Raw genomic sequence first — 13,166 nt, forward strand, 5'->3', positions numbered from 1 at the left:
ATGATAATTGATAAAGTATTAGAAAATAATCAAAATTTTGTAGAAAATTTTGAAGGTGAAGAATTAGGTCATTTGCCTAAAATGAATCTATGTATTGTAACTTGTATGGATACTCGTCTAACTAATTTTTTAGAACCTGCTTTAGGTATTGATAGAGAGGATGCAAAAATTATTAGAAATGCAGGTAATACTATTGTTGGTGAAGATGTTATAAGATCTGTTGCAGCAGCTGTTTACTCTTTAGGTTGTGAAGAAGTTATGGTTATTGGACATACTAATTGTGGTATGAAAAATGCTAATGTGGATAAGATTAAATCTTCAATGATTGAAAAAGGTGTACCTGAAGAAGAAATCAATAAAGTTGATTTAAGTAAATGGATTGGGTCTATTGAAGATGAAGAAATCAATGTTATTGAAACAGTGAAAAAAATTAAAGAACATCCTTTAATTGCTGATGGAATTATTGTTCATGGTTTAATAGTTGATATTGTAACTGGTGAATTAAAAGTTTTAGTTAAAGGTTAAATTTAATTTTTTTACTTTTTTTATTTTTTTAAATCTATTCAATTTTTAATTGACTTTTGAACTTTTTCTTATAAAAGAATTTATATGTTATTAAACACAATATTTAATTGTTATAATTTTTATTCCAACAATAACCTTTTTTTATAATTAATGATTAATTGCTGGTTTTTTACTTAAATAATTTAATAGGAGACTTTAAACGATGAAAATGTACTATGACAAAGATGTAGATAATGATGCTCTTGCAGGAAAAACTATTGCTGTAATGGGTTATGGTAGTCAAGGTAGAGCACAATCTAGAAACTTAGCTGATAGTGGATGTAATGTCATTATTGGTTTAAGAGAAGGAGGAAAATCTTGGCAAATAGCTAAAGATGATGGTATGACTGTTAAAACTTTTGATGAAGCTGCAAAAGAAGCAGATATTATCCATATATTATTACCTGATGAAATTCAAGCAGATGTTTATGAAAAACACATAAAACCATATGTTGAAACTGGAAACACTTTAGCATGTTCTCATGGATATAATGTTCATTTTGATTTAATTGAACCTCCTGAAGATGTTAATGTTATAATGTATGCTCCAAAAGGACCAGGTTCTATGGTAAGAGAAACTTACTTACAAGGTTTCGGAATTCCAGGTCTTGTTGCAGTAGAACAAGATGCTACTGGTGATGCATTACAAATAGCTTTAGGTATGGCAAAAGCTTGTGGATTTACTAAAGCTGGAGTTATTGAAACTACTTTCAAAGAAGAAACAGAAACTGATTTATTCGGTGAACAAGCTGTTCTTTGTGGAGGATTAACTGAATTAATTAATGCTGGATTCCAAACATTAGTTGAAGCTGGATATCAACCTGAAATAGCATACTTTGAAACATGCCATGAAGTAAAACTTATTGTAGATATAATTTATAAAAAAGGTTTTGCTGGAATGTGGAAAGATGTTAGTAACACTGCAGAATATGGTGGATTAACTAAAGGACCTCAAGTTATCACTGATGAAGCTAAAGAAGGAATGAAAAAAGTCTTAAGTGATATTCAAGATGGAACCTTCAAAGATGATTTTGCTGCTGAAAATGCAACTGATGCTGCTAATTTAAAGGAAATGAGAGCTGCATCTCAAAAATTAGATATTGAAATTGTTGGTACAAGATTAAGAAAAGCTTGTGGCCTTCAAGATGATGATGAATAAATTTTAAATTCATTATCACTTTTTTTAATATTATTTTAAAATAACTAATCTTAGTTATTTCTCTTTTTTTACATTTTTTTTTTTAAATTATTAATATACAAATTTTTTTATAATACTTATTTACATAGTTTATTTATTATTAAATTAAAAGTGGAAACTTTTTAGTTTTTTCTTAATTAAAGGTAAAAATTATGGTATTTGTAGGAATGGATCACGGAACAACAGGAATATCTTTTGCTATTTTAGATTCTGATGGTAAAGTATTAGATGTGTTTAAAATTTCTCGTGAAGATAGTAAAGCAGGTAAAGTTAAAGCATTAAATGAATTATCTAAAAGAATTGATTTAGAGGCTATTGAATTAATGGCTATTACTTATGCTATGGGTGATGGTTTTGATAAGATATTACCTATAGATAAAGTAAAAGATAGAGGTATTATTTCTATTAATGGTGCAGGTAAAGTTACTGGTGGTGGGACTTCAGTATTCTCTGAAATAGAAAATTCTAATATTCCCATTATTATGATTCCAGGTTTACATAAAAATTCATCATCTTTAAATCCATTATTTAAAGCAGCATATTCTCATCAAGCAAGTCCTGAAAAAGTTAGTATAGTTTATAATTCTTTTTTAAATACTCATTGGGATAATATGATTGTTGGAGATTTAAGTTCAAATAGTGTAAATATTCTTGTTGAAAATGGAAAAATTATTGGTGCTATTGATGCTTGTCTGGGGGCTATGGGTTTTGTTCATGGTCCTATTGATTTAGAAATGATTAGGGATATTGATGAAGGTAAACGTTCTGCTAATGAATGTTTTTCTCATGCGGGAGCTATAAAAATAGCTGGTATTGATGATAAAGTTGAGTATATGAAAGGGGACCTTTTAGATAAATATAATAATCATGATGATTCAGCAATATTAGCAGTGGATACAATGGTTATGACTATAGCTATGGAAATTTTTGGTCTTATTGGTGTAAGTGAAAATAAGATTGATGGTATTGTATTAACTGGTTCTTTAGGTTCAATGAAAAACCCTTTTGATTTTGAAGATAAATTGAATAAATATTTAAAAAATCAGTATGATATTAAAGTTATTGGTGTGGATTCAGGTGCTATTGGTGCTGCACAAATAGCTCTTGATGTTTTTAATGGAAAAAAAGATATTTTAGGTATTGAAGTTGATTATTAAACTTCAATACTCTATTTTTTTTAATTTTTATTAGTTTTACCATCCTAGTGCTAGGCTTCCTATTAGTACTATTATTCCTACTATCCAACAGTAGTATGCGAATACATCTAGGCTTTTTTCTTGTATGATTTTGAGTAAGAATTTGATTGCTAGGTATCCTGATATTGCTGCTACTATAAATCCTGCTATGTATGCTCCTATGTTTGCATCCATTGCTGGTAGGTCTTTTAATTGCACTACTGCTGCTCCAAGTATTGCTGGTATTGATAGTATGAAACTGAATTTTGCTGCAAATTCTTTATCTAAACCTGAGAATAATCCTGCAGCTATAGTGGTTCCTGATCTGGATAATCCTGGCATGACTGCTATTGCTTGTCCACAACCCATTATTATGGATTCTTTCAATCCAATATTAGATTCATCTATTTTTCCAGTATTCATTCTTTGTGAAACATATAATAACACTCCAGTTATTAATAAAAAGAATGCTGGTATTGTTATTCCTGTGAATAATGCGGTTACTGCATCATTAAATAATAATCCCACCACTCCTACAGGTATTGTTGCAATAATAACAAGCCATGCTAGCTTTTTATAAGGTTCTTCCTTAACTCCTTTCATGAATTTTCCAGTAAATAAATCTTTCAAACTTAGGAAAAATGCATAAATCATTAAACAAATATCTTTAAAAAAGTACACAACAACAGCAACAAGAGTACCTACATGTAATAATACATCAAAAGCAATACTGGAATCTGTAAGTCCTAGTAAATGTTGAATGAAAACAAGATGGGCTGAACTACTCACTGGGAGAAATTCAGTTAAACCCTGAACCAAACCAATAATAATTGCTTGTATAATATCCATAAAAAATCACATCAAAAATTATTTTATTATATATAATTTAACCAGTTGTATTTATCTTCTGTTTTTCCTTCAACTATTTCAAAGAATTTACTTTGGATTTCTTCAGTTACAGGTCCTCTACTTCCGATTCCAACTTGTCTTCCATCTATGGATCGTATAGGTGTGACTTCTGCAGCTGATCCTGTGAAGAATACTTCGTCTGCTAAGTATAAATCTTCTCTTGGTAATGGTCTTTCTATAACATCATAACCTAAATCTTTGGATATTTGCATTATACTAGCTCTTGTGATTCCATCTAATACTGAGGATGATAATGTTGGAGTGTATAATGTGTTATCTTTTACTAAGAAAATATTTTCCCCACTACCTTCTCCGATATGTCCAGCATAATCAAGTTGTATACATTCATCAAAGCCATTTTCTGTAGCTTCTATTTTAGCTAGTTGGGAGTTCATATAATTTGCTGCTGCTTTAGCTAATGTTGGTAATGTGTCAGGTGCTGGTTTTCTCCATGAAGATACGCCAACATTTACTCCATTTTTCATACCTTCTTCACCTAAGTAAGATCCCCATTCCCAAACTGCTATTGTGGTGTTAACTGGGCAGTTTAAAGGTGATACTCCTAGTTCTCCATATCCTCTATATGTTATAGGTCGAACATAACAAGATTTTAAATTGTTTATTTTTATTGTATCTTTGATTGCATTTGCAATTTCTTCTTGAGTGTATGGGATTGGCATTTTGTAAATTTTTGCTGAATTAAATAATCTTTTCACATGATCGTTTAATCTGAAAACTGCTGATCCTTTTTTATTATTATAACATCTTATTCCTTCAAATACTGCAGATCCGTAGTGAACAACATGTGATAATACGTGAATTTTTGCATCTTTCCAATCTACTAATTCGCCGTCCATCCATATTTTTAAATTTTTATCGTCCCATGCCATTTTTTCACCTTTAATTTATTATTTTGTAATTTTAAGAATTATCATTATGATTTATATTATTCAATTATTAAATAGATTACTATTCATTTATTTTATTATTTGTTTTTTCTCTGTTTTTTTCTAAATTTTTTTTGGTGGGTTTTGTTTTTTCTCTGTTTTTTCATGATTTTTTACTCCATAATAGTAACCTTTATATAGTATGTTAGATAAAGTATTGGTGTTGTATGGTTCCGTGGTCTAGGGGTATGATACCTCCCTTACAAGGAGGGGATCACGAGTTCAAATCTCGTCGGAACCACTTTTATACTTTTATTACTATTTTTATTATATTTTTAAATCATTGTTAGTTGTAACAAAATTTTTTTATAAAATAAGCTTATTTTTTGATATTTTTTAAAAATTTAAAAGAAAAAAAATTTAATTTTGAAAAAAAAGGATTATATTTAATTTTTTATTTATAATATTACGAGTAACATTAAAATAATTAATGAAATAAAGAATATAACAGTTCCTTTAACTAATATTTGAGCTCCATCTCTATCTACAAATAGTATAAGACCATAAGATAAGGCTAATGCTACTAATAATTCTACAACTCCAGCTATACCTCCCGGTATGTTGGTTAAACTTATTAAAACATATGATATTATATAAGATAATAATACAACTACAACAATTAAGAAGAGTGTGTTACTCCATATAGGTTTTAATTTATCTATTGTAGAAGGACCCTCTTTTTTAGGTTTATCTGAATTAAAATTAAATCTATTACTAGATTTTCCACTAGATCTTCTACTAGATTTTGCATTACTAAATAATGATTTAAAATTTGGAGAATCATTCCTATTTGTATTTCCTTTAAACAAACTATGTTTTGGAGTTACATTGTCTTCTTGACCAAAATTATCATTATTTAAAAATTCGTTCACTGTTGCTTCATCTTCATAAGATAATGGGGTGCTGTCATCTTTAACAGTTTCTATAGTGGAATTATCGTAATCTGTATCTAATAAAGGTTCACCATTATCATAAGTTGTTGGATTATCAAAAATTTCATCTTCGTTTGTTTGTTTAGTAATCAAATTATTTAGGTTTTTAGTATGGTCTTTTTCTGAATATTTTTGAGCTAAAGCTGTTAATTTATTTCTGTCAACGAGTTTAATATTTCTTTTTTTGGCATAATTTACTGCTTGTTTTGAAAAACTACTGCTTGTTACTATAGTAATTTTTGATGCTTTAAGTATGTCACTAACTTCTTCCATTTGTCTTAAAATATCTGTCCCTACTTCAAATTCTTTTTCATAGTTTTTACAAGCTACAACTACTCCAATGTCACCCATGGAACTTGGAAGTACAGCATATATATCAACAATTTGTTTAGTGGTTTTAAAATTTTTATATACTTTAAAACCGGAGTCTTCCATAACTTTAGCAATAAAATTTATCAATTGTGGCTTTTCCACGATTTCACCTAGCTCTATTTAAATTTTTAAAAAAAATATTATCTTTAAAAAATAATTTTTAAAATAATAAATATTTAATTATTACTTTGCCTTTTTTGATATATAAAATATATTTTTTTCAATTTTTAATATTACAAAAATACTTATTAGTAAGAGTATAACTTTATATTATGACAAATATTTTAATTAGTAATGATGATGGTGTTTATGCCTCAGGGATTTTAGCTGCAAAACATGCTGTTGAAGATTTAGGTGATGTTACAATTGTAGCTCCGTCTAATCAACAAAGTGGGATAGGTCGTGCTTTAACTCTTTTTGAACCCTTAAGAATTAACTCTTTAAATTTAAGTGATGGTACTCCAGCTTATTCCGTTTCAGGAACTCCTACTGATGCTATAACATTAGGTATTTTTGAATTATTAGATGAAAAACCTGATTTGGTTATTTCTGGAATAAATGTTGGACATAATACTGGTAAAGGAGAACTTACTACTTCTGGAACTATTGGTGCTGCTATGGAAGCTGCTGCTTTAGGTGTTCCATCTATTGCTGTTTCACAGGAAGTTTTATCCGGGACTATGAAATTTGAACGTAATGTAGAATTAGATTATTCAATAACTGAAAAACTTTTATATGAAGTTTCTGAAAAAGTTTTAAAAAAAGGTTTGCCTAAAGGTATTGATTTGTTGAATTTAAATGTTCCATCAAAACCTTCTAGTGAGGAAATACTTTTAACTCGTTTAGGTGAAAGGATGTATGTACCTGAAATTGATGTTAGATCTGATCCTAGAGGAAAACCTTATTATTGGATTGATGGATTGCCTTATCAAGGTGAAGAAGAAGGGACTGATGGTTATACTTTAAAGGTTTTAAATGTTCCTACATTAACTCCTTTAAAAATAGACTGTACGGCGGATTTAAAATCTTTAGAAGATTGGTGAAACTTTAAATTTAATAATAAAAAGTGAATAAATTTTTTAAAATAAAATATAAGATTTTATTATTTAATATTTAATTCTTTTAAAATTTTATCTCTTTCTTTTTTTAAACCTTCTAATCTAGCTTCATCAGTACATCCATCTTTTTCTAACTTGGCTAATGTAGTTGTTATTGCTTGTAATGTTGTTTCTAATTGATTAACTGGCATTATTTTCCTCCTATTTTTTATTATTTATATATTTAAAAAAACTATCTTATATATTAATTGGTTGGTGTTATTACTAACATTAATTTTTTTACTTAGTAAAATGTAAATAAATTTATATAATAAGCTTAATAATATTATAAAAAATACTATTTTAGGAGAATAAAATAAATGAATGATGATAGTTTTCAAGTAAGTAAACAATTTTCTGATTTTAAAGGTAAAAATGTTTTAATTGGTTTAAAAAATTGGGAAGAAATAGAAGGTAAAATAATCAGTATTGATAACTTTTTAAATACTGTTTTAGAATCTGAAGGAAATTTAAATGTAATTAAAGGTGGAAAAATAGCTTTTATATCTGTAAAAAAATAATTAATTTAAATTCATCATATTATTTTGATGAATTAAATTTAATTTTTAATTTTAATTAATTTTCACATTCTTTTACTATAGCATTTCTTAATTCTTCAACATCATGTCCATGGGTAAGTGCTAAAAACATTGAACCTCCAGCACCAGCACCTTCTTTAACGAATCCTTTTAAATAATTTTTTAATCCATCATGATTGGTTTTTTCAAATCCTGGGTCCACTACATAAACTGGAATATTTTCATCGATTTGTTTTAAAATGTTAAATAAGTCTGCTGTTTCATCTTCTGCAACATAAACAGTAGTTGCAAGTGCTATTCTTGAAAAATCAAAGTCAGGGTCTATTGTTTTAATTAATGCGCATACAGCACACATTTGGGTTCCCCCTGCTAAAATAACAGGTTTATTGCTTCCCATAACCATTCCAGCCATTGCTGGTATTGTTGGGTCTCCAACTGCTTTTATTGCATCAAATGGGGATAGTATATCGGTTTCTGGATCATCACTTTCTGGATCAATTCCTGCATTTTTAAGTCCTTCGTTGACAGTTTCTATTTTTAGATTATGTGGATTTGTTGGTGTGCTTCCACTTACTTTAAAGTTTGCATCATATCCTAATGCTTTTAAAACTCCTAAGGCAGTTGTTGTTCCTCCAGGTATACTTTCACCAATTGTTATATAATCATGAAGTTCAGCAAAATCCATTCCTAATTCTATAGAATTATAGTAAATTTCTTCTGCATTTTCTACTGCATGACCAGTTCTTATGTCTTTACCTCCTTCTTCTCCAACTTCTGTTGTTTGAATAACAGGTTTTATTTCACAACCAGCATTAATTATTATTAATGGTATTTTACTTAAATTTAAAGAAGCTTTTGTTATGATTGCTGGAGTAGGTGCTGAATTTCCATCTACTACGGTTTCAGCCATATCATTTGTACATTTTACTTCTCCAATTGTTATTAATTCTGCATCTGCAGCAGGTGTGTATTTGGTTTTTTCTGGACTTGCACCTGCACCACTTATTCCTTCAATTTTAGATGTTTCTGTTGTTCCTATAGTGCAGACAAATACACAATTTCTTTTATTTTCTATTTTTTTAATTAAATTATCTGAGCCATAAATTTTTAATCCTTCAGTCAATTTTTTTACACTCCTTTTTATTAAAATATTAAGCATGTTTTTATAATTTTATTACTTATGAAATTCATACATATATTAATTAATTTAACTTTATATAAGTTTATTAAAAAATTTTTTACTTTCAATTAATTTTATTTTTTTAAAGGAGTTTATTATTTTGATATCTTTAGGAATTGAGGGAACTGCAGAGAAAACAGGTGTAGGAATTGTTGATGATGAAGGTAATATATTGTCTTCAGTTGGAAATCAGTTATTCCCAAAGGAAGGAGGTATTCATCCAAGGGAAGCTGCTGAACATCATGCTTATTGGATTCCTAAATTAATTCCTCAGGCTGTTGAAGAAGCTGGAATTGATTTAACTGATGTTGATTTTATTTCATTTTCTCAAGGTCCAGGTTTAGGGCCTGCTCTTAGAACTGTAGCTACTGCTGCTAGAACATTATCTTTATCTTTAAAAATTCCTATAGTTGGTGTTAATCATTGTATTGGTCATGTTGAAATAGGTAAATTGGATACGGGTGCTATTAATCCTGTTTCCCTTTATGTTAGTGGTGGTAATAGTCAAGTAATAGCATTTGAATCAGGAAGATATCGAATTTTTGGAGAAACTTTAGATATAGCAGTAGGGAATTGTTTTGATCATTTTGGGAGAGAAACTGGTTTAGGTCATCCTGGAGGTCCAGTTATTGAAAAATTAGCATTAAATGGTAGTTATGTTGATTTACCTTATAGTGTTAAAGGTATGGATTTTTCATTTTCTGGTTTATTAAGTGCTGCTTTAAGAGCTTTTAAAAGAGGGGTTCCTATTGAAGATATATGTTTTAGTCTTCAAGAAACTGCTTTTGGAATGCTTGTAGAAGTGACTGAACGAGCTTTAGCACATACTGATAAAAATGAAGTTTTGCTTTGTGGTGGGGTTTCAGCAAATTCTAGGCTTCGGGAAATGCTAAAAATAATGGCTGATGAACATTATGCTAATTTTTACATGCCTAATATGAAGTATTGTGGGGATAATGGGGCTATGATTGCATGGCTTGGGCAGTTAACCAATAAATATTTTGGGACTGTTGATATTAAAGATACTCATATCATTCAAAGGTATCGTACTGATGAAGTTGATGTTCCGTGGGTTAAAGATTATAAAAATAAAATAAACTTACCAAGTAATATTTTAGCTAAAGGTGCTGAATCAGATATTTTAGAAAAATCTTATTTAGGTGAAGATGCTATTTTGAAAAAGAGAGTGCCTAAATCTTACCGTGTAAAAGAAATTGATAATAAAATTAGAAAGATGCGTACTAAAAGTGAATCTAAGTTAATTAGTGATATTAAAACTTGTGGTGTTAAATCTCCTGTTCTTTTTGATGTTAATTTGGAAGATGAATCTATTTTGATGGAAAAAATTCATGGAAATTTGGTTAAAGATATTATGGATTCTTTAAGTTCTGATGATAGATTTAATTTAGCTAAAAAGATTGGATATAATATTGGTTTGATGCATAATAAAGATATTATTCATGGGGATATTACAAGTTCTAATATGATGGTTGATGATGAAGGTAATTTTGTTTTCCTCGATTTTGGTTTAGGTAGTTATTCTGATTTAGTTGAGGATAAAGCAACTGATCTTTTAGTTCTTAAAAAGTCTTTTCAAAGTATAGATTATGAAATTGCTAATGAAACTTTTGACTGGATTTTAGATGGTTATATTGGTAGTTATGAAGATGATTTAAATAAAAATATGATTTTAAATAAGATTAAAGAAATTGAATCTAGAGGAAGATATACTCATTAATTTAATTTTTTTAAATAATTTTGTAGGGTTAGTAATATGATAACATTTATAACTGGAAACGAACATAAAGTAATAGAAGCAGAGAATATTTTTAAAAATTTCGATATTGAATTAGAGCATATTGATTTAGGATACTGTGAACCTCAAGGGACTCTTGAGGATGTGGCTAAATTCGGTGCAAAGTATGCTTGTCGGAAATTGAATAAATCTGTTATTGTTGAAGATGCTGGTTTATTTATTAAGTCTTTAAATGGATTTCCTGGAGTTTATTCCTCTTATGTGCAGGATACTTTAGGAAATAAAGGTATTTTAAAGTTAATGAATGGTATTGATGACCGATACGCTGAATTCAGGTCAGTCATTGGGTATTGCGCTCCCAAGTCTGAGCCCAAGGTCTTTTTAGGGCGTGTTAAAGGTCAGATAGCTCTCGAAGAAAAAGGTAATCTTGGTTTTGCTTTTGATCCTCTATTTTATGTAGAAGAGGAAGGTAAAACTTTTGGAGAACTTACAACTGAAGAGAAAAATCAGTTTTCACATAGAAAGAATTCTTTACAACAATTTATTGATTGGTATGTTAATCAACTTTAATGAGAATTAATATTAATTATAATCTATTTAATCTATTAAGACCGTTTTTTACAATAAAAAAATTAATGAGGTAATTAAATATGTCCGTAGACTGGGTAACTTATTCAAATGAAGAAATCGAAGAACTTATTTTAAAATTTACTAAGGAAGGTAAATCTCCAAGTGAAATTGGTGTTACATTAAGAGATCAATATGGTATTCCTAGTGTTAAAGAAGTGACTGGTGAAAAAATCACTCAAATTCTTAAAAAGAATGGTCAAGGAACTGAATATCCTGAAGATATTATGAATTTAATTAAAAGAGCTGTAAATATAAGAGATCATTTAAAAGAAAATCCTAAAGATATTCATTCTAAAAGAGGTTTAACTATTATTGAATCTAGAATTCGCCGTTTAGGTGCTTACTATGTAAGTGAAGGCGATTTACAAGAAGGATGGAGATACGATCCAACAGAAGCAGCACTCCTTGTTAAATAAGTCAGGTAACGCTTGTGATATGCTGAAGAAGCATATCGAAAATGGGGACGTTATAAGATTAATATCTCATAACGATGCTGATGGAATTTCAGCTGCTGGTGTTATAGCTAATGCTATTCATGAAGAAGGGGGACAATTTCATACAACAATTGTTCCTCGTCTTAAATCAGATACTGTTAAGGATTTAGCTAAAGAAAAATATGAATTATTTGTATTTTCTGATATGGGTAGTGCTTGTTTAGAACAAATTAATCAATCTATCAAATCTGATGTTATTATAGCTGATCATCATCAACCAAGTGATGTTGAAGCTAATGATAATGTTGTTCATATAAATCCACATTTATTTGGAATTGATGGGAGTAAAGATTTGAGTGGTGCAGGTGCTAGTTATTTAGTTGTTAGAGATATGGATAAAAAACATTTAGCTTATCTTGCATTAGTTGGAGCTTTTGGTGATATGCAATGTCCTGATGGTTTTTCTGGTGTAAATCAAATGATTTTATCTGATGGTTTAGATTCAGGTAATTTAGAAATTCATGAGGACTTGAAAATTGTTTCTAAAACTCAAGAGCCTATTTATAAATCATTAGCTTATACTTTAAATCCTGCTCTTCCTGGATTAACTGGAAATTTAGAAGGAGCTATAGGATTTTTAGAAAAACGAGGAATTTCTTATGGTATTAAATTTGATGAGTTAAGTGATGAAGAACGTGATGTTCTTAAAGATGAACTTATTAAATTGAATCCTGAAATTTTTGGTGATGTATATACTGTTCCTAAAGAAAATCCTGTTTTAAGAAACTTAGAAGAATATTCTATTTTATTGGATTCTTGTGGGAAAAACAAAAAATTTGGTTTAGGTATTTCAATTGCTTTAGGGGAAAGAGATAAGGCATTGAATGCTGCTCTTAATCTTCAAAATAATTATCGTTCTGAATTGATGAAAGGAATGGAATGGATTACTCGTGAGGGTAGTATTCCTATGGATTATATTCAATATATTTATAGTGATGATAAAGTATTGAAAAGTGTTATGGGGACTATAGCTAGTGTGGGGATGTCTGCAAAGATATTGCCTGAGGATAAACCTATTTTGGCTTTAGCTAGACTTCATAATGATATTAAAATTTCTGGTAGAACAACTCGTCCGATGGTTAATAAGGGAGTTGATTTAGGTAAGGCTTTACAGGATGCATCTGCTAACTTTGGTGGTCAAGGTGGAGGTCATGATATAGCTGCTGGAGCCATGATTCCTTTCACGGCTAAAGATAATTTTTTACTTTTGGTAAATGATATTATTGAACATCAACTAAATAATAATTAATTTATTTTTTTATACTTTTTTTAATACTATTTTTTAAAGTTTCATTTCATTTTTTAGAAAAATTTTATACTTTTTAAAGATTATAATATATTTAGATGATTATACTTTTTTATATTTAAAAAAT

The 13,166-nt window shown here is 29.0% G+C and carries 14 protein-coding genes and 1 tRNA gene; 10 read left to right on the forward strand and 5 right to left on the reverse strand.

All coding sequences use genetic code 11. The annotated features are described in order from the left end of the window. The 3 genes from ACA135_RS00265 (at position 1) to ACA135_RS00275 (ending at position 2,919) form a co-directional block, all read left to right on the forward strand. A complete protein-coding gene (locus ACA135_RS00265; protein ID WP_409198330.1) occupies positions 1-525 on the forward strand; it encodes a beta-class carbonic anhydrase in 525 nt (174 codons plus the stop codon). Positions 526-727: 202 nt separating this feature from the next. Next, positions 728-1,723 carry a ketol-acid reductoisomerase gene (ilvC, locus tag ACA135_RS00270; RefSeq protein WP_409198331.1) on the forward strand — a complete coding sequence of 332 codons (996 nt, stop codon included), beginning with the start codon at positions 728-730 and terminating at the stop codon, positions 1,721-1,723. A gap of 191 nt (positions 1,724-1,914) precedes the next feature. Further along, positions 1,915-2,919, forward strand: coding sequence for a methanogenesis marker 12 protein (locus ACA135_RS00275; protein ID WP_409198332.1), 1,005 nt, complete (start codon positions 1,915-1,917; stop codon positions 2,917-2,919). A 36-nt stretch (positions 2,920-2,955) separates the two neighbouring features. On the opposite strand, the gene ACA135_RS00280 is transcribed toward ACA135_RS00275, so the two are convergent. Both ACA135_RS00280 and ACA135_RS00285 read right to left on the reverse strand, forming a co-directional pair. Next, entirely contained in the window at positions 2,956-3,786 is an 831-nt protein-coding gene (locus tag ACA135_RS00280) for an undecaprenyl-diphosphate phosphatase (protein WP_409198169.1), read from the reverse strand. Between the two features lie 26 nt (positions 3,787-3,812). After that, a complete protein-coding gene (locus tag ACA135_RS00285) occupies positions 3,813-4,736 on the reverse strand; it encodes a branched-chain amino acid transaminase (RefSeq protein ID WP_409198333.1) in 924 nt (307 codons plus the stop codon). Positions 4,737-4,962: 226 nt separating this feature from the next. Here ACA135_RS00285 and ACA135_RS00290 point away from each other — a divergent pair. Next, positions 4,963-5,034: transfer RNA gene (locus ACA135_RS00290), tRNA-Val, on the forward strand. 157 nt (positions 5,035-5,191) lie between these two features. On the opposite strand, the gene ACA135_RS00295 is transcribed toward ACA135_RS00290, so the two are convergent. After that, positions 5,192-6,199: a restriction endonuclease gene (locus tag ACA135_RS00295; protein ID WP_409198334.1), complete on the reverse strand. Its 1,008-nt coding sequence runs from the start codon at positions 6,197-6,199 to the stop codon at positions 5,192-5,194. Between the two features lie 170 nt (positions 6,200-6,369). Between ACA135_RS00295 and surE the strand changes: the two genes are divergently transcribed. Then, positions 6,370-7,140 carry a 5'/3'-nucleotidase SurE gene (gene surE / locus ACA135_RS00300; RefSeq protein ID WP_409198335.1) on the forward strand — a complete coding sequence of 257 codons (771 nt, stop codon included), beginning with the start codon at positions 6,370-6,372 and terminating at the stop codon, positions 7,138-7,140. 59 nt (positions 7,141-7,199) lie between these two features. Here surE and ACA135_RS00305 read toward each other — a convergent pair whose 3' ends face one another. Beyond that, positions 7,200-7,346, reverse strand: coding sequence for a hypothetical protein (locus ACA135_RS00305; RefSeq protein WP_409198336.1), 147 nt, complete (start codon positions 7,344-7,346; stop codon positions 7,200-7,202). Between the two features lie 168 nt (positions 7,347-7,514). On the opposite strand from ACA135_RS00305, the gene ACA135_RS00310 reads away from it, so the two are divergent. Continuing rightward, complete coding sequence (locus tag ACA135_RS00310) at positions 7,515-7,715, forward strand: LSM domain-containing protein (protein WP_409198337.1); 201 nt, start codon at positions 7,515-7,517, stop codon at positions 7,713-7,715. Positions 7,716-7,770: 55 nt separating this feature from the next. On the opposite strand, the gene cobT is transcribed toward ACA135_RS00310, so the two are convergent. Beyond that, complete coding sequence (gene cobT / locus ACA135_RS00315) at positions 7,771-8,856, reverse strand: nicotinate mononucleotide-dependent phosphoribosyltransferase CobT (protein WP_409198338.1); 1,086 nt, start codon at positions 8,854-8,856, stop codon at positions 7,771-7,773. A gap of 133 nt (positions 8,857-8,989) precedes the next feature. Between cobT and ACA135_RS00320 the strand changes: the two genes are divergently transcribed. The 4 genes from ACA135_RS00320 to ACA135_RS00335 all read left to right on the forward strand — a co-directional run bounded on the left by ACA135_RS00320 (position 8,990) and on the right by ACA135_RS00335 (position 13,042). Further along, positions 8,990-10,651: a bifunctional N(6)-L-threonylcarbamoyladenine synthase/serine/threonine protein kinase gene (locus tag ACA135_RS00320; protein ID WP_409199051.1), complete on the forward strand. Its 1,662-nt coding sequence runs from the start codon at positions 8,990-8,992 to the stop codon at positions 10,649-10,651. Positions 10,652-10,687: 36 nt separating this feature from the next. Continuing rightward, positions 10,688-11,239 carry an XTP/dITP diphosphatase gene (locus tag ACA135_RS00325; protein WP_409198339.1) on the forward strand — a complete coding sequence of 184 codons (552 nt, stop codon included), beginning with the start codon at positions 10,688-10,690 and terminating at the stop codon, positions 11,237-11,239. A gap of 80 nt (positions 11,240-11,319) precedes the next feature. Further along, entirely contained in the window at positions 11,320-11,715 is a 396-nt protein-coding gene (locus tag ACA135_RS00330) for a 30S ribosomal protein S15 (protein ID WP_409198340.1), read from the forward strand. Positions 11,716-11,734: 19 nt separating this feature from the next. Then, entirely contained in the window at positions 11,735-13,042 is a 1,308-nt protein-coding gene (locus tag ACA135_RS00335; protein ID WP_409199052.1) for a DHHA1 domain-containing protein, read from the forward strand. Positions 13,043-13,166 lie beyond the last annotated feature (124 nt).

Origin of the sequence: Methanobrevibacter acididurans, assembly GCF_046197875.1 — an archaeon.
Classification (GTDB): Archaea; Methanobacteriota; Methanobacteria; order Methanobacteriales; family Methanobacteriaceae; genus Methanobrevibacter_A; species Methanobrevibacter_A acididurans.

Coding starts and splice junctions, on each gene's coding strand:
- ACA135_RS00285 (WP_409198333.1), bottom strand. CDS start 4,736: ATGGCATGGGACGATAAAAATTTAAAAATATGGATGGACGGCGAATTA.
- ACA135_RS00335 (WP_409199052.1), top strand. CDS start 11,735: ATGCTGAAGAAGCATATCGAAAATGGGGACGTTATAAGATTAATATCT.
- ACA135_RS00305 (WP_409198336.1), bottom strand. CDS start 7,346: ATGCCAGTTAATCAATTAGAAACAACATTACAAGCAATAACAACTACA.
- ACA135_RS00275 (WP_409198332.1), top strand. CDS start 1,915: ATGGTATTTGTAGGAATGGATCACGGAACAACAGGAATATCTTTTGCT.
- surE (WP_409198335.1), top strand. CDS start 6,370: ATGACAAATATTTTAATTAGTAATGATGATGGTGTTTATGCCTCAGGG.
- ilvC (WP_409198331.1), top strand. CDS start 728: ATGAAAATGTACTATGACAAAGATGTAGATAATGATGCTCTTGCAGGA.
- ACA135_RS00280 (WP_409198169.1), bottom strand. CDS start 3,786: ATGGATATTATACAAGCAATTATTATTGGTTTGGTTCAGGGTTTAACT.
- ACA135_RS00265 (WP_409198330.1), top strand. CDS start 1: ATGATAATTGATAAAGTATTAGAAAATAATCAAAATTTTGTAGAAAAT.
- ACA135_RS00330 (WP_409198340.1), top strand. CDS start 11,320: ATGTCCGTAGACTGGGTAACTTATTCAAATGAAGAAATCGAAGAACTT.
- ACA135_RS00310 (WP_409198337.1), top strand. CDS start 7,515: ATGAATGATGATAGTTTTCAAGTAAGTAAACAATTTTCTGATTTTAAA.
- ACA135_RS00325 (WP_409198339.1), top strand. CDS start 10,688: ATGATAACATTTATAACTGGAAACGAACATAAAGTAATAGAAGCAGAG.